The organism is Stenotrophomonas sp. 05N423 (genome assembly GCF_056397145.1).
On record NZ_JBFTMV010000008.1, the window covers coordinates 57,231 to 76,498 of the forward strand.

A 19,268-nucleotide genomic window follows, 5' to 3' on the forward strand; every position below is an offset into this window, starting at 1 on the left:
GGGCTTCTTCTTTTCATGACTGCGGAGAGCGCACTGCGGCGGCCAGCGCCATCAGTAAGCATCTATCGTTGAACAGCCCCAGCACGGCACCGCTCAATCGCTTTCCTTGCGGCTGATCAACAACAGTCCATTACCGACCGTCACTTGCAACGCATCACCCACGGAAAAGCCGCAGCGTTCCAGCCAACGGCCGGACAGGCGCAGCCTGGGCACGACGCAGCCGACGATCTGCTCGCCCCTGCGCTCGTCGTAATACAGGTAGCCCATCGTGCAGCGCTTGGGCATGCGTGCCCAGCCGCTGCAAGCGGGTGGCGTGGAAGATGGGGGCGAGAACAGCACGGTGAGCGGCGCGGAATCGATCATCCGCGGTGGGGATGCGTTGTGCCTGGACGTGCTGCGGTTGGACGCAACGGTGGGAACACGCGTGATTTCCTTGGAACTGCTCATGTCGGACTCCTTGCTCGATAGGGAATCCTTGTGTTTTCGAGCTGCCAAACCCGGCCGCGGATTGCTCCGCAGCGGGTTGATGTTGCTATCTGGTCCTCGAGACCGTCAATCAGACTTGTCCGCTGCCGGCCGAGGCCGTGTAAAAAACTCTTTGGCTGTGACTTCTGGCGACAGCTCACTCGGACCTGGCCTATATAGTAAGACGAGGCTTCCAGATTTCTATGCGGCAATCGCCTGCATCATGCGTGGCATTCCGACGATATTGATCATGCGCTTCATATTATAGGCCAGCACCGCCAGGCTGATCTCTTCTCTGACCTTGGGAAGCGTTTTGGTCAGTAATGGCGTGGTGCCCAACCACGCCTTGAGCGTGCCGAACACATGCTCGACGGTCTGCTTTCGTATCACGGCCACTTGTGGCCGGCGTTGAGCCGGAGCTGCATTGTCTCGAACACATGCTCGTGCTCCCATCGGCTGATGCGTCGGTAGCTGGCGGTCGTGCACTTGACTCGCATCGGGCAGGCCGGGCAGGCCGGACAGGCCGATGACCAATACTTGTGTAGCGTCAGGTCATTCTCTTCCGTGGTGAAGCGATGGGTCGCGGTTTCGGCCGCGGGACATTGATAGGTATCGGCTTACGGATCGTAGATGAAGTCCCGCTTGTCGTACTTGCCTTCGGCTTTGCTGTTAGATGTCAGCGGCGGGGGCACCAACGGAATAATGCCGGCCAGCTCGCATGCAAGGATTTCCGGTGCATTGAAGTAGCCGCGATCGGCCAAGGCGGTTATGTGCTCGACGCCGAGCGCGTGCTTAGCCTTCGTTGACATCGCATAGAGCTGAGTACGATCGCTTCCGGCATTGGTGACCTCATGGGCGACGATCGGATGATGCTCGGCATCGACCGCCGGCTGGAGGTTGTAGCCCACCGTGCCAGTTCCGCGTCCACTTGAGGTCATCGAGCGTGCATCAGGATCGGTCAGCGAGATCTGGTGGTCAGGCATGTCCTTGAGCTGCTGTTCAATGGCACCGAGCGCTTCCATCTGCCTACGCACCTTAGAGCTTCTAACAAAACCGTCAATCAGCGATGCTATGCATGATGAGACGTGCATTGATCGGTGAGAAATTGTGGGGTGAGCTTGCGCCGCTGGTTCCAGTGGTGCCGCGCTCGGCCAAGGGAGGATGTCCCCGGCTGGAGGATAGAGCGGTGTTCAACGGCATCCTGTTCGTGCTGTACACAGGGATCGCGTGGGAAGACCTGCCGCAGGAACTTGGCTACGGCAGTGGCATGAGTTGTTGGCGTCGCCTGCAGGCGTGGCAGCAAGCCGGTGTCTGGGAGCGACTGCACCATGCATTGCTGGGACGTCTGCGGCAGTACGACCAGATTGACTGGAGCCGGGCGAGCATCGACGGGGCAAGTGTTGCCAGTCCCCGGGGGGCATGAAACTGGCCCGAACCCCACGGATCGCGGCAAATCTGGCAGCAAACGACACCTGATCGTTGATCGTCGAGGTGTGCCGTTGGCCCTGAGGGTGTCGGCAGCGAACCGACATGATTCGATGATGTTCGAGCCGTTGGTGGAGGCGTTACCGGCCATTGCAGGCCTGCGAGGGCGTCCTCGCTAACGGGGTATCGCCGCACGGATCGCCCGGCGGGGTGTGGAAGGCGGCGAGCGATTGGGGCGGCATCGCTGGGTGGTAGAGCGAACACATGCGTGGCCGGCGGGCTTCGGCAAGCTGCGGATTCGTTTCGAGCGTCGTCTGGATACCCACCTGGCCCTGCTGCGGTTGGCCTGCGCAGTGATCTGTATGCGCTTTGTTGAGCGGTTTTGTTAGAGATTCTTAGGGTACGAGAAGCACGAGCCCATGGTCCACGGCGCTGGAAATCTGGGGCCAATGGAGGTTATAGAATAGCCATGCGCAAAGCATCCGCCAGCGCTACCCTGTCGTCACCCGACACGATGGCTGCTTCCGGATAGGTCCGGCCTGGGGCGAGAGAAACACCTCCTGGGATCAGGATAATGGATCGAGGATCTGGTTGGCGATCCGACCATAGAGCGGCGAAGTCGTAGAGATAGCCGAGCACCTTGTAGATGCTGTCACTGATATAGCGCTCATTCGCAGTCCGCTTCACCTCCACAATGACGAAGCGCGGATCGTCCGGACGATCGTAGATCAGAGAGATGTCTGGTCGGCGAGCGTTGCCGGTGACACCGCGGTGCGCACTGACAATGCCGCGGTAGCGATCCCGCAAACTAGTCGCGCCGGCTGGATGCTGATCGAAGATCACACGCAAGCGGCCTTGTTCGCTTCGGAACGCGGCGACATGACCTCGTCCCGACGCAACCAGGTCATATTCTTCAGGCGCGCCGAATCCGAGCTCCTGGGCGATTATGTCGATAACAAGGGTCAGCGCATAGAGCTCGAACATATCATCGTCGGACACAGGTTCAAGCCAGCCCACTGCGAGGAGCATCAGTATTGCGTACCAGCGAGAATCCTCGGACAGCGATTTGAGCCTGGCACGTGCTTCGGCCAGTTCTGCGGCGACCCGGTATTCCGGCCGACGGCTTCTTTTACCTGCTGCGATCATTTCGCCCGTCAGACAGGATGGCACCACAAGCTGTGACAGCCAGTGATGCGACGCCGCTTCCTCGCAATGCTGAAGAACAGCTGCCAGCGTGCCGTGTGGCGTTGTGCTTACCGAGCGACGGGTGAGGTTACGCGCCGAAGTTAGCAATTCATCGACCAACCAGCGCAGCATCGCGTTCTCGGGCAATGCAAACGATCGATGCGCCGTGCGCGAGTAATAACGCCCGATCGGCAGGGTGCCGGCCATACGAGACACGGTAGTACGATCCCATCGGGGATTGCCTCTTAGCCCAGGCCCGACGATCTCATCGCGGCTTTCCATCTCATTGGCCAATGCATCAAGCAGGCCGGGGAGTTGGTTACGCAAGAAATCATGGTAGGAGCCCGAAACAAGGTCGACCATATCGGCGAGTAGCGCAACATCTTGGTCAATCCGGAGCTTTTGCAGGAAATCGCCCAGGCTCGCCAAGTCGATTGCCTCAGAGTTCCCGCCGCGAACCGATGCGCCCAGACTAGCCAAGTGACGGTAGGGGTGATCGGGTGCGCAAATGAAATCCCGCCATGCGGCGCGATTCCCAGTCACGTCTGCACGCCCGTCCATACGCCGAGCACAGATGCTAGGCTCTCTGCGTCTGATACGTAGGGAGAAAGGACCGACAGGATATCGGAGTGCTTGTCAGGCCGACCTTGGAACTGCGGGATCAAATATGAATCGATCGCCGAGCGAACTATTTCTTCCCCCGATCGCGAGGGCCATGACACGGCTTCGGAAATGCCGTGTCGTATCATCGACAAGGGTATTCCCGGCCCGAGAGGAAACCCGATAGAACCTAGGCCTGTACTTCGATCAGAAAACAGTTCGATGAGACAAGCTGCCAGATCGTCCAATCGCACTCGCGCGGATGGTTCGGCGAGTGCGAGTTCGCCTTCAATGATCGCGACATAGGTATCTTTATCCGGCAAGTCGATCGGCACGAAGGCAAAGCGTCGAATGAAGGCAAGCGAGAGTCGTTTCAGACTGGCCTTGTCTGCATCGTTCATTGCACCAATTAGGCGCCACCAGTGCGGCACCTGGATGACGTCGATGTCCTCTTCAACGAGAGCGGCACTTGCCTGCAAGCGCACCCGCCGGAAGCCCTTCACGGAACGGCGACGATAAGGAAGCGTAACCGACTTCCCGGTCAGCAAGGTGAAGAGTTCACCGAATGCCTTGTCGATATCCGCGCGGTTGATCTCATCAATAATCAGGCATTGCCTCTGCTCGATGGCCCCAACGACCGCGCCGGGTAGAAAGTCGAGCCGGTCCTCCATCGCCGCTTCGGAAGGCACCGGAAAATAGCCGCCGATCGTCTCGAACGTAGTCCATTGGTCGGTAGCGGGAACGGTCCAAAACGGGAAACCCGCTAGCTTGCAAACAGCTTCCGCGAGTGTGGTCTTGCCAGTGCCTGGCGGCCCGGTGAAGACCACATGCATACCGGAATGTAGGGCCGCGATCGCACGCATAACCGGCTCGCGAACGCCTTGGAGTCCAGCAAAGTCGTCGAGCTCGCTTTCCGGGATCTCCCAGCTCCCTGGCGCGGCAATTTCATGAAGGATGCCCGCTGGTGAGACAGCATCTTCGCCCTCTGAAATATCGGGCTTGGATTTAGGTGGTGGCGAGAACCTAGCCAGCAGCTCAAGCAGGGTTTCAGCTGTGATAGGAGCATCGGCGAACTGAAAATCGCCAATGTGTCCGTCGTCGGCTACCGTAAAGACGCCGTTATTACCAATCAGGCCATCGCGATTGAGCTTGAAAGCAGCGATGGTTTTATCAACGGCATCCTGAAGACTCGTAATTTCCGTTTGTCGCAGGAGCCAAGCGGCTAAAGCCGGCACCGAAATAGCTGATTTCCCAGCCGTGGCCGGGTTGGTGACAACCTGCGCAACGTAATCTGGCCGCAAGTACCATTTCTTGTTGTCGCCCGGTGGCTGCGCAAAAACGGCGGAACGGTCTTTGCGCTGTCGCTGAAGACTGCTACCAGCATAGCCGGCGTCATGCCAGCGTGACTTGCCTCCCGCGTCACCGAAAGGAACAAAGTACGGCTTATCGTCCGGACCCAGCCTAGGCCGGAAAAACTCTTCGAGAAGGGCATTTTCCTGCTGTGATCCAAACTTGATTGCCTCCGAACCGTCCTCGCTGACTGGGACACCAGCTTTCAGCATGGCTAGCAGACTCACCAGTGATTGGTGGCCTGCATCGGCGAGGTAGGTCAGAGCGCCTTCGATCTGCTTAGATGAAAAGTACGGCATGGCCCCTCATGCTACTAGCGCTTTTATAGTCTGGCCTTTCGGCTTCTTCCGTGCTCCATGGAGCTTCAGGATTTCCATTTCTGATACACCGTGATCGACGACAACGGCATCCCTTACGGCCTCTATTTCAATACCGAACGCATCCTTCATCACTGCCGGAAGGATCGCTTCGCCGATGGCTTTGGCCAAAAGCGGTGGAACGGCGTTGCCAATCTGCTGACGGACTTGTGCAGCAGATCCGGAAAAGACAAACCGATCGGGGAAGGATTGTAGCCGTGCCGCCTCACGCAACGTTATGGTACGTGCTTGTTTGGGATGGATAAACGCACCCGTCGTTGCCTCGTTAAACTTTGTGGTGATCGTGTAGGTGGGTAAATCGTTCCGCAACCGCTTGAGCAGCGTTGTGGCGTCGTAGCGCCGAATTTTCTTGAAGCGATCTGGCAGTACCTCGTCGGACAAATCCCGCCAGTTCTGCCCAGGCTTCAGGGTCTGTGCGGCGATGCGATCGAGCGTAGAAAGTTCGGCCGCCTCATGCTGCCGGATGCTCTCGGACCCATCGCGCATGGCGACTTGATAAGGTGATTTCGGTTGACTCACATAGGGCTTATTGTCGACTTTCTTGCCTTCGGCGACCCTCGGCAGATCTGAGCAGGCATCCGCGAAGGTGACGTGCGGCAACACGTCGCCTTCATTGCCGTGTCCAATTCGCGACAGGTGGGCGAAAGGGAGGGAAAAGCCCTTCCACAGATTGGCATCGCCGTGCGTCGGCGTTGGGAACGAAATATCAGCATTGGTACGATTCCCGACAAACACTAGCCTTCGCCGTAGCTGAGGAACCCCGAAGTCAGCAGCCAAGAGAATCATGGGAACTAACTTGTAGCCGATCTCCCGAAACGCGCGGACGATTTCCAGCGCAACCTTACCGTTCTCGTAGAGGAGCAAGCCGGGAACGTTCTCGAAGACAATCCAACTCGGCCTCAGTCGGTCGACGATATCTGTGTAGTTGATGAAGAGACGGTTGCGCGGATCACTTTGATCTCGACCGGCCGACTTGCTGAGGCCGCCCGATGTACTAAACCCCTGACAAGACGGCCCGCCCACGATGACATCTACGCCCTTGAAGCGCCTCTCTAGATCATCGAGATTGGGCTCGCGCAAATCTGCAAGTACGCCGATAGCGCCCGGCATATTACTTTCGAAGGTTTCGATTGCAGCCGAAAAATAATCGATACCGCCGAGAATACGATAGCCCGCCTGCCGAAACCCTTCAGCAAGGCCGCCAGCTCCGCAAAATAAATCGAGGGCCGTGGGTTGCATATCATTACCCTGCCTCGAAATCTCCTTAATAATCATACTTCATGAATCTCCCTTGGCGTGGAATACAGCGCTGAGGGCTATCACCAAACTCCAGCACTTCGTCACGCTCATCAGCGAAAACCATTATGTTCGATACCCGCCCACATTGCAACCCCTGGCGCTCGCCCAAGACCTAATTAAATGGAATTAATTGAAGATTACCAATGAGGATAACTTACCAATAAACAGTAAACTAGCACCAACAAAACATAAATTTCAAAATGTCGAGGAAATGACCATGAACGCACGGCCAACAATAATTCGAGCGGAGCGGGGGTGGGCCATCAAGATCGCACAAAGCATATTAAGTAAACCCAACACCCGGTGAAAAAACCCTCCACGATAGACCCATGCGCCGCATGAAGAATAATGAAATGAATGCGTCACATTCGACTCTAAACGACAGAGTTTTTAGTATGCGCGCCATAGCCTGAGCCCTGCTAACAGGTCTGTTCATGGCAATTGAATTTACTGTAACGTTTGCCTGCGCAGCTCGAACAGACCAAGCCGTCCGACCAGTAGGAGACACCACTGCAGTCCGTCACCAAATCAGCTTGGAAGACCTGCAGCGAAATCCGGATGGGGACTGGACTCTATTCATTATCATGATCTGACTCCTACTCATGTGACGCGCCGCCTCATATGACGTGCTGTCAATGTGCCGCGACGCAAGCTCATATCCTGCGACTGAGCTGAGGTAGGATGCAAGTTGGGCAATGTCTTTGCTACATGATCCCGAAATTTCTTGTCCCGACCCCAATCATACAAACACGGCGACCTTGATCTGCCGGGCCCGGATGAGCGTCTTGTGACTGCGGCCGTTGTGGGCTGACCACGGGTTCGTACTTCTCGCGCCCTAAGCGCTCGGTTATCCAGGCGGCTGGAACGCCCAACTGGGTGAACTGGTGGTCTACACAAATACGCTCAAGGACCTAGCTTGGGACTGCGATGATCAGGCCCGAGCTAGACAGGGATCGTCTGCATCAAGAGTTTGGGATGGGCCACGCACATAAACGATTCGGCCCTACACCGATAGCCATGGGTCGCTGGACGTCCGCTTCGGGTCGAGGCTGTGTGAAAACCCTCCGCCGGCCAAAAGTTGGTCAAAGAATGATCAGTTGTGAGCCGTCTCCGTGAAATCTGACCCTCTGCTCCTTTGCTCAATGGCCAGAACGAAAGCTCGTGGTACAAAGCAAAGAGTTTTCACACAGCCTCGGTCAAGAACGGACAGACGAACAGCTTCGCTCAGCACCCGTACTATTCGCTTCTTGTCTGAGCTCTCGGGTTACTCCAATGCCTTCCCTCCGCCCCTTCCTCAACAAATCCCCCACCCTGGGCCAACGCGTCTACATCGACCCCGCCTGCACCATCATCGGCGACGTGGTGCTGGGCGATGACGTGTCGGTGTGGCCGGGCACGGTGATCCGGGGCGATGTGAACCATGTGCGCATCGGGGCGCGCACCAACGTGCAGGATGGCACCATCATCCATGTCAGCCACGAGAGCCCGTACAACAAGGGCGGCTACCCCACTCTGATCGGCGAGGGCGTGACCGTGGGGCATGGCTGCATCATCCATGCGTGCAGCATCGGCGATTACTGCCTGATCGGCATGGGCGCGTGCGTGCTCGATGGCGCGGTGATCGAGGACGAGGCGTTCATCGGCGCCGGCGCGGTGGTGGGGCCGGGCAAGCGGGTGGCGCGCGGCGAGCTGTGGGTGGGCAACCCGGCGCGGCCAGTGCGCACCTTGAGCGCGAAGGACATCGAGGGGCTGCGCTATTCGGCGGACCACTATGTGCGGTTGAAGGATCAGTACCTGGGAATGGCGGGCTGACGGCCAGCGGGGCGCCGCCCCGCTCTACAGGGCATTGCCGGCGTTTTTCGTTGCCGCCGGGTCCACGCTGCCTCACACTGCCGGCCTCGGGCGTGGGGACGCCCTCCAGGGAAAGGAACCCTCTTCATGTCGATCAGATCCATGGCGCTGGGCCTGCTGGCCGGCGCGACGCTGTTCTGCGCCGCTTCGCCGGCCGCGCTGGCACAGGACGAGCAGGACGCCGCGGCGTTCGTGCAGTCGCTGCATTTCCGCTCCGGTGCCATCGAGGTGCCCGAGGCCAAGGCGCGCTTCAACCTGGGCCCGGAATTCCGTTACCTGGACCAGGCCGATGCGCGGCGCGTGCTGGAGGACATGTGGGGCAACCCGCCCGACGAGGACGTGCTGGGGCTGATCGTGCCGCGCTCGCCGGGACTGACCGACGACGACAGCTGGGCGGTGGTGGTCACCTATGCCGACGACGGCTACGTGTCGGACGAGGATGCGTCCAAGATCAACTACGACGAACTGCTGCGCGACATGCAGGAGCAGATCAGCGAGGCCAACCCGGAACGCGAGAAGGCCGGTTACGGCACGCTGAAGCTGGTGGGCTGGGCGGTGCCGCCGCGTTACGACGCCGGCAACAACAAGCTGTACTGGGCCAAGGAGCTGGAGTTCAACGGCCAGTCCGGCCATGTGCTCAATTACGGCATCCGCGTGCTCGGCCGCCATGGCTACCTGAACCTCAACGCGGTGTCGGGCATGAACGAGCTGCCGCTGGTGCGCACCGGCATGGAGAAGCTGCTGCCGATGGCCGAGTTCGAGCAGGGCGCGCGCTATGCCGACCACAACCCCAAGACCGACAAGATCGCCGCCTACGGCGTGGCGACGTTGATCGGCGGCGGGCTGGCGGCCAAGGCCGGGCTGTTCGCCAAGCTGGGCCTGATCTTCGCCAAGTTCTGGAAGCTGCTGCTGATCGGCGTGGTGGCGCTGGGCGGCGTGGTGAAGAAGTTCTTCGGCGGCGACCGCAAGAACACCACGGTGCGGTAAGCCGTACCGGTCCGCGGAAGCGCGCTTCCGCGGGCTGGGCATCCGTTGCGGCGGTCGGTAAAGTCAGCCGCTGACAGGACGCTACCGAGACACGCATGCCAGCGGCAGCCGCCCGGTCCGGATACCGGGCTTGCGACAACTCCCGACCCTGCACGCGATGGGCGGCGCCCGGCCGTTGAGCGCAGCCCCGCCCATGCTCGATACCTTCCGCGAAGTCATCACGCCCGAAGGCGTGCCGCTGCAGTTGCCGGCGGCCGGCCCGGTGCCGCGCGCGCTGGCGTGGCTGATCGACCTGATGGCGCGCTTCGGCGTGCTGGCGCTGATGAGCCCGCTGCTGATGGCGCTGGGCGGGCTGGGCCAGGGGCTGTACCTGGGGCTGATGTTCCTGATGTTCTGGGGTTATCCCATCGTGCTGGAGGTCTGGTTCGGCCAGACCCTGGGCAAGCGCGCGCTGGGCCTGCGCGTGGTGGCGCGCGACGGAGCGCCGCTGGGCTGGATGCCGGCGATCGTGCGCAACCTGCTGCGCACCGTGGACATGCTGCCGTTCGGCTATGCGCTCGGGTTGATCGCCTGCCTGTGCGACGCGCACGGGCGCCGGCTGGGCGATCTGGTGGCCGGCAGCCTGGTGGTGCACGTGCCGGCGCCCGCGCCGGTGCCGCCGGCGCGCATCGACACCGTGCTGGCGCCGCCGCTGCCGCTGCAGCCGGCCGAGCAGATGGCGGTGATCGCCTTCGCCGACCGCGCCCCGGCGCTGTCCGGCCCACGCCAGAGCGAGCTGGCCGACATCGCCAGCGGCCTGAGCCGGGCGCAGGGCCAGACCGGCGTGCTGCGCCTGTACGCGATGGCCAACTGGCTGCTGGGGCGGCGATGAGGCAGGAACAGTTCGTCACCCGCCACCAGCACGAATGGCGCCAGTTCGAGGACTGGCTGCAGCAGCGCGGCGGCAGCGCGCGCAAGGCGCGCGGCACGCCCGCGCCCGATCTGCCGGGCGACGAGACCATTCCCGAACGCTACCGGCGCCTGTGCCAGCAGCTGGCGCTGGCGCGCCGCCGCGGCTACAGCCCGCAGCTGGTCGAACGCCTGCAGCAGCTGATGCAGCGCGGCCATAACCTGCTGTACCGCGCGCCGCCGCCGCGCTGGCAGCGCGCGGTGGAATTCCTGTTCGCCGGTTTCCCGCAGCTGGTGCGCCGCCAGGCCGCAGCCATGTGGGTGGCGTGCGCGCTGTTCGTGGTGCCGCTGGTGGGCGTGTTCGTGCTGTTGCAGTACAGGCCGGAACTGGTGCACCTGCTGCTGGACCCGCAGCAGATCGCGCAGATGGAAAAGATGTACGCGCCCACCGCCGACCACCTGGGCCGCGACAGCGGCACCGACTGGGCGATGTTCGGCCACTACATCATGAACAACATCAGCATCGGCCTGCGTACCTTCGCCAGTGGCCTGCTGGCTGGTATCGGCACGGTGCTGGTGCTGCTGTTCAACGGCCTGACCATCGGCGCGGTGGCCGGCCACCTGCAGCACGTGGGCTATGGCGATACGTTCTGGCGCTTCGTGGTCGGGCATGCGCCGTTCGAGCTGACCGCGATCGTCATTGCCGGTGGCGCCGGCCTGCAGCTGGGGCTGCGGTTGATCGCACCCGGCCGCAAACGGCGCATCGATGCGCTGGTGGAAGGCGGGGTGATCGGCGCGCGGCTGTGCCTGGGCGTGGCCTTCATGCTGCTGGTGGCGGCCTTCATCGAGGCGTTCTGGTCGTCCATCGCCTGGGTGCCGGCGTGGGGCAAGTTCACCGTCTCCGGCGTGCTGTGGACGCTGGTATTCGCCTGGCTGTGGCGCGGCGGGCACGGAGGCGGCGATGCGCATTGACCAGCTCGACGTGGTGCTGCGCGCGCGCTCGCAGTGGGAGGCGATGGAGCTGGGCAGCGCGCTGGTGCGGCGCCACGCCGCGGCCATCTGGAAACCGTGGCTGCTGCTGACCCTGCCGCTGTTCGCGCTGCTCAACCTGGCCGGCTGGTGGCTGGATGCCTTCTGGCTGCCGGCGCTGCTGATGTGGTGGCTGAAGCCGGCGTTCGAGCGCATCCCGCTGTACGTGATCTCGCGCGGCGCGTTCGGCGCGGTGCCCGGCACCGCCGACACGCTGCGCGCGCAGTGGCGCTGGGGATGGCGCGGGCTGCTCGCTTACCTCGGCTGGCGTCGGCTAAGCCCGGCGCGTTCGCTGCTGATGCCAGTGGACCTGCTCGAAGGCGGCGATGCCGGGCAACGGCGCCTGCGGCGGCGCGTGCTGGGCGGCGCGGCCTATGGCCATGCGGCGCTGCTGACGCTGGTGTGCTGGCATTTCGAGGCGATGCTGCAGTTGGCCGGCGTCGCCCTGGTCTTCATGTTCGTGCCGCTGGATTCCCTGCCCGAATCGCTGCGCGTGGCGGTATCGCTGATCGGCAGCGACACGCCGGCGTGGGTGTGGCTGGGCTTCAACCTGCTGGCGTGGGCGGCGATGACGGTCATCGGCCCGTTCTACAGCGGCGCCGGCTTCGGCCTGTACCTCAACCGCCGCACCCAGCTGGAAGCCTGGGACGTGGAGATCGCCTTCCGCCGCCTGCGCGAACGATTGTCGCGCGCAGCCCCGCTGCTGTTGCTGGCGCTGCTGGCCTTCGTGCCCTTGTCGCTGCCGGTCCATGCGCAGGACGCCGGCGATGCGGCAGCGGCGGCGCACGACAATCACAAGGGCGGTGCCAAGCCGGCAACGGTGGCGGCCACGCCCGCGACGGTCTTCGGGTCCGCGCAGGTCGATACCGCCAGCTTCCGCCAGGCTGCCGCACGCGCCTACGAGGACCCCCAACTCGGCGCCAAACACATGGTCTGCCGCTGGGAGCGCAGGAGCACGGAAGAGGAGAAGCCAGCGCGGGACTGGAATTTCCCCGGCGGCGAACTCGTCGGTGCCATCGTCAAGCTGCTGGCCCTGCTCAGCGAAGGCTTCCTGTGGATCGTGGTCGGCGCGCTGCTGCTCGCGCTGCTACTCACCGCGCGCTGGTGGCTGCCGTGGCTGCGCGGCAGCGGTCGCCGCAGGCAACGCGAGGCCGAGTCGGACGTCACCCGGCACGAACTGCAGCTGCCCGAGACCCTGCCGCCGGACATCCTCGCCAGCGCCCGCCGCCTGTGGCAGGACGGCCGGCCGCGGCACGCGCTGGCGCTGCTGTACCGCGCCAGCCTGGACGAACTGGCCCAGCGCGCCGACATCGTGCTGCCGCCGGGCAGCACCGAGGCGCAGTGCCTGCGCGCATCCAGGCGCATGCCGCAGGAAGCGGACCGGCGCCTGTTCGCGCGCATGGTGCGCACCTGGCAGTACGCCGCCTATGCCGGCCGCCTGCCCTCGGACGACGAGTTCAACGCCCTGCTCGACGACCTGCGCCAGCAGTACGGGTGGCCGGCATGAGCGCGCGCTGGCGCAATGCGCTGATCGCCCTGGCCGCCCTGCTGCTGGTGGGCGTCGCGGTGATGTGGTTCCTGCGCAGCTACCAGCGCGTCTGCGAACAGGCCACGCTGCCGGCCTACGGCGAACCCAGCTTCAACCCGCTGTTCGCGCTGCGCGAAACCCTGCGCCGCGACGGCGTGGATGCCGAGACCCGGCGCACGCTCGATCTGCCGGCCATGCACCTGCAGCCACGCGACACCGTGCTGCTGCTCGATGACCCGCGCCAGCTCGCGCCGGGGCAGGTCGAACAGCTGGTGGACTGGGTGGAATACGGCGGCCACCTGCTGCTGCGCATGCCCAAGGCCGACGACACGCTGGACGGCGAGCAGACGCTGTTCGACCGCTTCGGCATCGTTCCCGACGAGGCCGCACCGCGCTGCCAGCCGTGGCGCGTGCAGGGGCAGGAAGAACACCAGGAGTTCTGCGCCGGCAACCGCTTCACCCTCGGCGAGACCGCCCGCGCCGAACGGCGCTGGGGCGATGCCAGCGACGACACGCTGGCCTACGCGCGGCTGCGCTACGGCAGCGGCCGCGTGGACGTGCTGGCCGACATGGATTTCCTGCGCAACGGCCAGGACGAGAAGGACACCGGCCTGCGCGACCTGCCGCACCGCGACCTCGCGCGCCTGGTGCTCGCCCCCAACTACGGCAAGGGCCGCATGCACCTGGTCTACGCGGCGGAAGCACCATCGCTGTGGCGCACCGTGCTGCAGCGCGGCTGGCCGATCTGGCTGCCGCTGCTGCTGGCCCTGCTGGCGTGGCTGTGGATGCGCGCCCAGCGCTTCGGCCCGCTGCTGCCGTCGCCGCGGCAGGAACGCCGCTCGCTGCTCGAGCACGTGCGCGCCAGCGGCGAGCACCTGCACCGTTACGGCAAATCGCCGCTGCTGTACGACGCGGTGCGCCAATCCTTCCTGGCCCGCCTGCGCCGGCGCGCGCCGCTGGCCGCGGCCCTCACCGGCGACGCCCAGCTGCAGGCCATCGCCGACCACCTGCGCTGGCCGCCCGAACGCGTGCGGCTGGCGATGCAGCTGCCCCCGTCACGCGACGACGCCGCGCTGCGCGAACGCATCGCCCTGCTGATCCAGATGAGAAACCAGCTATGACCGACCTGCCCGCTCCGCCCGCCCTCCCCGGCGACGCGCCCGCACCGCCGCCCGCGCCCGGCAACACCGACCTGATCGAACGCGTCGAACACCTGCGCGAAGCCGTCGGCCAGGCCTTCATCGGCCAGGCCGACGTGCTGGACCAGATCCTGGTCGCACTGCTGGCCGGCGGCCACGTACTGATCGAAGGCGTGCCCGGCCTCGGCAAGACCCTGTTGGTGCGCGCCCTGGCGCAGGCGCTGGAGCTGGACTACGCGCGCGTGCAGTTCACCCCCGACCTGATGCCCAGCGACGTCAGCGGCCACGCGGTGTACGACCCCAAGACCGAGAGCTTCAAGATCCGTCGCGGCCCGGTGTTCACCAACCTGCTGCTGGCCGACGAGATCAACCGCGCCCCGGCCAAGACCCAGTCGGCGCTGCTGGAAGTGATGCAGGAAGGCCAGGTCACCATCGAAGGCCGCGCCTTCCCGCTCACTCCGCCGTTCCTCACCCTGGCCACGCAGAACCCGGTGGAGCAGGAAGGCACCTACCCGCTGCCGGAAGCGCAGCTGGACCGCTTCCTGCTCAAGGTACTGATCGACTACCCGCAGCTGGAGGACGAGAAGCGCATGGTCGAGGCGATCACCGCCGGCCGCAGCGCCAGCAACTTCGACCTGTCGCAGGTACCGCGGGTGATGAGCGGCGCCGACGTGGTGGCCATGCAGCAGGCGGTGGCGGCGATCACCGTCGACCCGCAGGTGATCGACTATGCGGTGCGCATCGTGGCGGCTACGCGTAAATGGCCCGGCATCGCCCTGGGCGCTGGCCCGCGCGGCAGTCTTGCACTGGTGCGTGCGGCGCGTGCACAGGCGGTGCTGGCCGGACGCGATTTCGTCACGCCCGATGACGTGCGCGAGATCGCCAAACCGGCACTGCGGCACCGCATCGCGCTGGCGCCGGAGCTGCAGATCGAAGGGCAGTCGGCGGACGATGCGCTGACCGCGCTGCTGGCGAAGGTGGAGGCGCCGCGCAAGTGAGTCTGCCTGGCGGCCATGCGGCTTCCGTTCCCATTTCTTCGTACATGGTGCGAAGGGAAGGTTTCGGGTGGGCCGCTGTTGCCGCCATTGCCGCTCATGCATCGGCTGAAGCCGCCGCACAGGCAGGAATTGCGGTTGCGGTTGCGGTTGCAGTTGCAGTTGCAGTTGCAGTTGCAGTTGCGGTTGCGGTTGCGGTTGCGGTTGCGGTTGCCCGTGATTTTGCTTTCCGGCTTTTGACCCACACCGCCGTAGAGCGAGCCGAGCACCGCAACGGGCCGAGGGGCGAAGAGGCGCACGTGTCTGAGCGAAGCGAGTTGTGCGCCGTCCCCTCGGCACGCGAGGAGCGCAGGGGACCGGCGGGCAGAGCCCGACGGATCGCGTCCCGGCGCGTGCTTGATCAGCCATTCGGCTGTTGGAAAGGCACTTCTCTTGGTTACTTCTCTTTGCACGAGCAAAGAGAAGTAACTCGCTCCTGCGAAGCAGGAGTGAAAGCTTTGCTTTCGAGCTTCCGCTTTGGCTCCGTGCTTGAGCTACTGTCGTTTCGCTTCAGGAAAGCCAAGACAATGGCAGGAGCAGGATCAAGTGCTTTCGCCCCCCTTCGGGGCGCGAGCTACTTTTCTTTGCTCGTGCAAAGAAAAGCTAGCCAAAAGAAAGCACGCCCTGCCTACGCGCCCGACGCGCTACGCGCCCCGGGTCCACTCCGCCAGCGGGATTTTTCTACGCGACATCCCTGTCGCGTAGAAAAACGACGTGCATCCATGCACGCCGCCCTTCGGGTTTTTCCCGCTGGCTCCGTCGCTGCGGAAGGGAACCCTGAAAGTCAAAAGCCAAAAACAACCGCAACCGCAACCGCAACCGCAACCGCAACCGCAACCGCAAAAATCTTCGTGCTTTCGCATCTGCCTGCAAGCCTCGAACCCACCATGAGTGCCACGGTATGAGGCCCTCTCCCCTGCTGATCGCACTGCTCACCCTATGGGGCCTGCTCGGCATCCTCGTCGCCCTGCACCTGCTGCCCGTCGAAATCTGGGCAGCAACCGCCTGCGCGATCGCCCTGCCCGCCCTGGCCGACGCGCTATGGCTGCGACGCCACCCCACGCCCACGGTGCGGCGCGAACTGCCCGAAACCTTGGCCCTGGGCGTGGAACGCGAAACCTGGCTGCAGCTGGACAGCTTCGGCCGGCAGCGCGTGGACGTGTTCGACCTCGTTCCCGGCGGCTGGGCAACGCGTGGCCTGCCGCGTACGCTGTGCCTCTCACGCGCCAGCGAATCCCACTTCAGCTACCACTTCACGCCGGGCGCGCGCGGCGCCTTCGCATTCGAGGGCGTGCAGCTGCGCCTGCACTCATCACTGCGGCTGTGGCGGCAATCGCGCGTCGCCGGACAGGTGCAGAAAGTGCGGGTCTACCCGAACTTCGTGCCGCTGACGCGGCTGGCCCTGCTCAGCGCGGAGATGGCCTCGCGCCTGGTCGGTGCGCACCTGAAGCGTCGCCGCGGCGAGGGTACCGACTTCCACCAGATGCGCGAGTATCGCGTCGGCGACAGCCTGCGCCAGATCGACTGGAAGGCCACCTCGCGCGCGCGCAAGCTGATCTCGCGCGAGTACCAGGACGAGAAGAACCAGCAGCTGGTGATGATGATCGACACCGGCCGGCGCATGCTGGCCGACGAGGGCGGGCTGTCGCATTTCGACCATGTGCTCAACGCTTCGTTGGTGGTGTCCTACCTGGCGCTGCGCCAGGGCGACGGCGTGGGCCTGTTCGCCAGCGGCGGCGAGAGCCGCTGGGTGGCGCCGCAGCGCGGGCTCGGCGCGATCGACACGCTGCTGCGCGCCAGCTACGACCTGCAGCCGCAGCCGGTGGCCACCGACTACCTCGCCGCCGCCACCGGACTGTCGCTGCGGCAGCCCCGGCGCTGCCTGGTGATGCTGGTGACCAACGTGCGCGACGAGGACATCGAGGACCTGCTCGCCGCCGTGCGCCTGCTGCAGAAGCGGCACCTGGTGTGCGTGGCCAGCCTGCGCGAGCGCGAACTGGACGATGCCCTCGCCCGTGGCGCCGACACCCTGCCCGATGCGGTGCAGGCCGGCGCCATCGCGCGCTACCTGCAGCAGCGCGCCGCCGCGCACGAGGCACTGCGCAGCCATCGGGTGATGGTGTTCGACGTCACCGCCGAGGAACTGCCCGCCGCGCTGGTCGAGCGCTATCTGGCGGTCAAGCGCGACGGGTTGTTGTAACGCGGGTGGCACGCCCCGTAGGAGCGCTCCTGCAGATGCCCGCGGTGCAACCCGGAGCTGATCAGACGTAGATGCGCGTGTTCCCCTGCGGGGCGTCGTCGATGATCGCGTGCGGCAGGAAGCGGGCGCTGTCGCGGGTGATGCGGCTGTCGTCCTCGCGCACGCCGATGCCGCAGGCGCGGTCGCCCACCACCCAGCTGCCGACCAGCGGGTAGTTGCCTTCAAACGCCGGCAGCGGATGGAAGGCCTGCACGATGCACGGCCCCGCGTACGGGCCTTCGCTCTCCTGCCAGCGGCCATCGCTCATGTGCATGGCGACGTTGGCGCCCTCGCGCGAATGCAGCGGCTTGCGCACCCAGCCGGCCGGCAGCGCGCTGCCGTCGTCGAAGTGCGCTTCCAGCAGGTTGGGATGGCCGCGGTGGCGCTGCCACAGCAGCGGCAGGATGCCCTTGTTGCTGAGCACCGCCTTCCACGCCGGTTCCAGCAGCTGCACGCCCGAACCGGGCAGGGCCGCGCCGAATTCCTCGCGCATCAGGTCTTCCAGCGGATACAGCTTGAACAGGCTGCCGATCACGGTGTCGTCCAGATCGGTGAAGCGGCCGTCGGCCGACAGGCCGATGTCCTCGATGGCGATCGCCGCGCCGTGCAGCCCCGCCTGCGCCGAGCAGTCGCGCAGGTAGGCGACCGTGCCCTGGTCCTCTTCCGAGTCGCGCACCGCGCTGAAATACAGCGGCGGCGGCAGCTGCGCCGCAAGTTCGGCGAAGCGTTCGACCAGGGTCTCGTGCAGGGAGTTGAACTGATCGGCCTGCTGCGGCAGCGCACCGCGGTTGCGCTGGTCCTCCAGCCATTGCCACTGGAAGAACGACGCTTCGTAAAGCGAGGTCGGCGTGTCGTAGTTCAGTTCGTACAGCTTGGCCGGGCCATTGCCGTCGTAGGCAAAGTCCAGCCGGCCGTAGAGATGCGGGTCGCCGTGGCGCCAGCTCTCGGCGATCCAGTCGCGGAACGGCGCAGGAATCGCCAGCCGCTCCATCAGTTCCTCGCTGGCCACCACGTCGCCGACCAGGTCCATCGCCATCGCATGCAGCTCGGCGCTGGGGTCTTCCAGGTCGTTTTCGATCTGGCGCAGGGTGAAGGCGTAATACGCGCTTTCGTCCCAGTACGGCGCGCCGTCGATGGTGTGGAAACGGAACCCCGCCTCGGCGGCGCGAGCGCGCCAGTTGGAGCGCTCGGCAATGGCAACCCGCTTCACCGCATCAACCGCCGACGCTGGTGCGGCCGCCGCTGCGCGAACCGAAGCCGCCGCGGCTGGCGGTGACGGCGCGGTTCGGCTCGGTGGTGACCGGTGCCAGGCCGGCCTTGCCGGCACCGATGCCGCTGGCGGTGTTCAGGCCACCGCTGCCGCCCGGGGCGGCCGGCTTCGCCCAACCATTGGCGTTGTCCTTGAACGCCGGCTGCGCGGCCGGCGGCGCGGCCACGGCGCCGGCGCGGTTGTTGAGCATCTGCGACATGAAGAAGCCCATCATCATCGGGCCGACGAACGAGGTGCCGGCGCTGGTGTGTTGCTGCACGCACTGCTCGGCCGGGTACTCCTTGGCGCACTCTTCCTTGCTGGCGTACTTGGGCGCGGCGTCGGCGGCCTGCTGCTGGGCGGTGGCGAAGGCCGTGCGGCAGGCGGACGGATCACCGGTGGCTTCGCTGCAGGCTTCCACCGAGGTGTACAGCCCTTCCTTCACCTGCACTGCCTGTTCCTGCTGGCAGGCGGTGAACAGCAGCGGCGCGGTGCTCATCAGCAGCAGCGCGGTGGTCCTGGATCGCTTCATTGTCGATAACCCCATGAATTCGTTCCCGGATGATGCCCGATCCGACACCGCGGACGGAAATCGACGGTGCCGTGAACCTGAACGTCGTTTC

General features: G+C 64.4%; 16 protein-coding genes and 1 pseudogene. 9 read left to right on the forward strand and 8 right to left on the reverse strand.

Going from position 1 to position 19,268, the window contains the following annotated elements; genetic code table 11:
• Positions 1-93 precede the first annotated feature (93 nt).
• The 3 genes from AC1DGW_RS13075 to AC1DGW_RS13085 form a co-directional block, all read right to left on the reverse strand.
• On the reverse strand, positions 94-447 hold the full coding sequence (locus tag AC1DGW_RS13075) for a SymE family type I addiction module toxin (RefSeq protein ID WP_478023643.1): 354 nt from the start codon (positions 445-447) through the stop codon (positions 94-96).
• Positions 448-666: 219 nt separating this feature from the next.
• Complete coding sequence (locus tag AC1DGW_RS13080; RefSeq protein WP_478023645.1) at positions 667-999, reverse strand: hypothetical protein; 333 nt, start codon at positions 997-999, stop codon at positions 667-669.
• Positions 1,000-1,082: 83 nt separating this feature from the next.
• Positions 1,083-1,487 carry a transposase gene (locus tag AC1DGW_RS13085; protein ID WP_478023648.1) on the reverse strand — a complete coding sequence of 135 codons (405 nt, stop codon included), beginning with the start codon at positions 1,485-1,487 and terminating at the stop codon, positions 1,083-1,085.
• Positions 1,488-1,543: 56 nt separating this feature from the next.
• On the opposite strand from AC1DGW_RS13085, the pseudogene AC1DGW_RS13090 reads away from it, so the two are divergent.
• Positions 1,544-2,279, forward strand: a pseudogene (locus tag AC1DGW_RS13090) (IS5 family transposase).
• Between the two features lie 67 nt (positions 2,280-2,346).
• Here the strand turns inward: AC1DGW_RS13090 and AC1DGW_RS13095 are convergent.
• The 3 genes from AC1DGW_RS13095 to AC1DGW_RS13105 all read right to left on the reverse strand — a co-directional run bounded on the left by AC1DGW_RS13095 (position 2,347) and on the right by AC1DGW_RS13105 (position 6,641).
• Positions 2,347-3,504 (reverse strand): hypothetical protein, encoded by a 1,158-nt coding sequence (locus AC1DGW_RS13095; protein WP_478023651.1) that lies wholly within the window; start codon positions 3,502-3,504, stop codon positions 2,347-2,349.
• Between the two features lie 110 nt (positions 3,505-3,614).
• Positions 3,615-5,324: an AAA family ATPase gene (locus tag AC1DGW_RS13100; RefSeq protein WP_478023654.1), complete on the reverse strand. Its 1,710-nt coding sequence runs from the start codon at positions 5,322-5,324 to the stop codon at positions 3,615-3,617.
• A gap of 6 nt (positions 5,325-5,330) precedes the next feature.
• Entirely contained in the window at positions 5,331-6,641 is a 1,311-nt protein-coding gene (locus AC1DGW_RS13105) for a DNA cytosine methyltransferase (RefSeq protein ID WP_478023656.1), read from the reverse strand.
• Positions 6,642-7,973: 1,332 nt separating this feature from the next.
• On the opposite strand from AC1DGW_RS13105, the gene AC1DGW_RS13110 reads away from it, so the two are divergent.
• From AC1DGW_RS13110 to AC1DGW_RS13145, 8 genes are all read left to right on the forward strand, one after another.
• Entirely contained in the window at positions 7,974-8,513 is a 540-nt protein-coding gene (locus tag AC1DGW_RS13110) for a gamma carbonic anhydrase family protein (RefSeq protein WP_478023658.1), read from the forward strand.
• Between the two features lie 126 nt (positions 8,514-8,639).
• Positions 8,640-9,539: a DUF2167 domain-containing protein gene (locus AC1DGW_RS13115; RefSeq protein ID WP_478023660.1), complete on the forward strand. Its 900-nt coding sequence runs from the start codon at positions 8,640-8,642 to the stop codon at positions 9,537-9,539.
• Between the two features lie 193 nt (positions 9,540-9,732).
• A complete protein-coding gene (locus AC1DGW_RS13120) occupies positions 9,733-10,410 on the forward strand; it encodes an RDD family protein (protein WP_478023851.1) in 678 nt (225 codons plus the stop codon).
• Positions 10,407-11,399, forward strand: coding sequence for a stage II sporulation protein M (locus AC1DGW_RS13125; protein WP_478023662.1), 993 nt, complete (start codon positions 10,407-10,409; stop codon positions 11,397-11,399). The genes AC1DGW_RS13120 and AC1DGW_RS13125 overlap by 4 nt, the downstream gene beginning before the upstream one ends.
• Positions 11,389-12,963, forward strand: coding sequence for a DUF4129 domain-containing protein (locus AC1DGW_RS13130; RefSeq protein ID WP_478023664.1), 1,575 nt, complete (start codon positions 11,389-11,391; stop codon positions 12,961-12,963). The genes AC1DGW_RS13125 and AC1DGW_RS13130 overlap by 11 nt, the downstream gene beginning before the upstream one ends.
• On the forward strand, positions 12,960-14,105 hold the full coding sequence (locus AC1DGW_RS13135; protein ID WP_478023666.1) for a DUF4350 domain-containing protein: 1,146 nt from the start codon (positions 12,960-12,962) through the stop codon (positions 14,103-14,105). The genes AC1DGW_RS13130 and AC1DGW_RS13135 overlap by 4 nt, the downstream gene beginning before the upstream one ends.
• Positions 14,102-15,121: an AAA family ATPase gene (locus AC1DGW_RS13140; protein WP_478023668.1), complete on the forward strand. Its 1,020-nt coding sequence runs from the start codon at positions 14,102-14,104 to the stop codon at positions 15,119-15,121. The genes AC1DGW_RS13135 and AC1DGW_RS13140 overlap by 4 nt, the downstream gene beginning before the upstream one ends.
• Positions 15,122-16,058: 937 nt before the next feature.
• Positions 16,059-17,357, forward strand: coding sequence for a DUF58 domain-containing protein (locus tag AC1DGW_RS13145; protein ID WP_478023670.1), 1,299 nt, complete (start codon positions 16,059-16,061; stop codon positions 17,355-17,357).
• 61 nt (positions 17,358-17,418) lie between these two features.
• Here the strand turns inward: AC1DGW_RS13145 and AC1DGW_RS13150 are convergent, their stop codons facing one another.
• A complete protein-coding gene (locus tag AC1DGW_RS13150) occupies positions 17,419-18,606 on the reverse strand; it encodes a glutathionylspermidine synthase family protein (RefSeq protein WP_478023672.1) in 1,188 nt (395 codons plus the stop codon).
• A gap of 4 nt (positions 18,607-18,610) precedes the next feature.
• Positions 18,611-19,177 carry a DUF1190 domain-containing protein gene (locus tag AC1DGW_RS13155; RefSeq protein WP_478023675.1) on the reverse strand — a complete coding sequence of 189 codons (567 nt, stop codon included), beginning with the start codon at positions 19,175-19,177 and terminating at the stop codon, positions 18,611-18,613.
• Positions 19,178-19,268 lie beyond the last annotated feature (91 nt).

Coding starts and splice junctions, on each gene's coding strand:
- AC1DGW_RS13135 (WP_478023666.1), top strand. CDS start 12,960: ATGAGCGCGCGCTGGCGCAATGCGCTGATCGCCCTGGCCGCCCTGCTG.
- AC1DGW_RS13075 (WP_478023643.1), bottom strand. CDS start 447: ATGAGCAGTTCCAAGGAAATCACGCGTGTTCCCACCGTTGCGTCCAAC.
- AC1DGW_RS13105 (WP_478023656.1), bottom strand. CDS start 6,641: ATGCAACCCACGGCCCTCGATTTATTTTGCGGAGCTGGCGGCCTTGCT.
- AC1DGW_RS13110 (WP_478023658.1), top strand. CDS start 7,974: ATGCCTTCCCTCCGCCCCTTCCTCAACAAATCCCCCACCCTGGGCCAA.
- AC1DGW_RS13155 (WP_478023675.1), bottom strand. CDS start 19,177: ATGAAGCGATCCAGGACCACCGCGCTGCTGCTGATGAGCACCGCGCCG.
- AC1DGW_RS13085 (WP_478023648.1), bottom strand. CDS start 1,487: ATGGAAGCGCTCGGTGCCATTGAACAGCAGCTCAAGGACATGCCTGAC.
- AC1DGW_RS13145 (WP_478023670.1), top strand. CDS start 16,059: ATGAGGCCCTCTCCCCTGCTGATCGCACTGCTCACCCTATGGGGCCTG.
- AC1DGW_RS13130 (WP_478023664.1), top strand. CDS start 11,389: ATGCGCATTGACCAGCTCGACGTGGTGCTGCGCGCGCGCTCGCAGTGG.
- AC1DGW_RS13115 (WP_478023660.1), top strand. CDS start 8,640: ATGTCGATCAGATCCATGGCGCTGGGCCTGCTGGCCGGCGCGACGCTG.
- AC1DGW_RS13140 (WP_478023668.1), top strand. CDS start 14,102: ATGACCGACCTGCCCGCTCCGCCCGCCCTCCCCGGCGACGCGCCCGCA.
- AC1DGW_RS13100 (WP_478023654.1), bottom strand. CDS start 5,324: ATGCCGTACTTTTCATCTAAGCAGATCGAAGGCGCTCTGACCTACCTC.
- AC1DGW_RS13125 (WP_478023662.1), top strand. CDS start 10,407: ATGAGGCAGGAACAGTTCGTCACCCGCCACCAGCACGAATGGCGCCAG.
- AC1DGW_RS13120 (WP_478023851.1), top strand. CDS start 9,733: ATGCTCGATACCTTCCGCGAAGTCATCACGCCCGAAGGCGTGCCGCTG.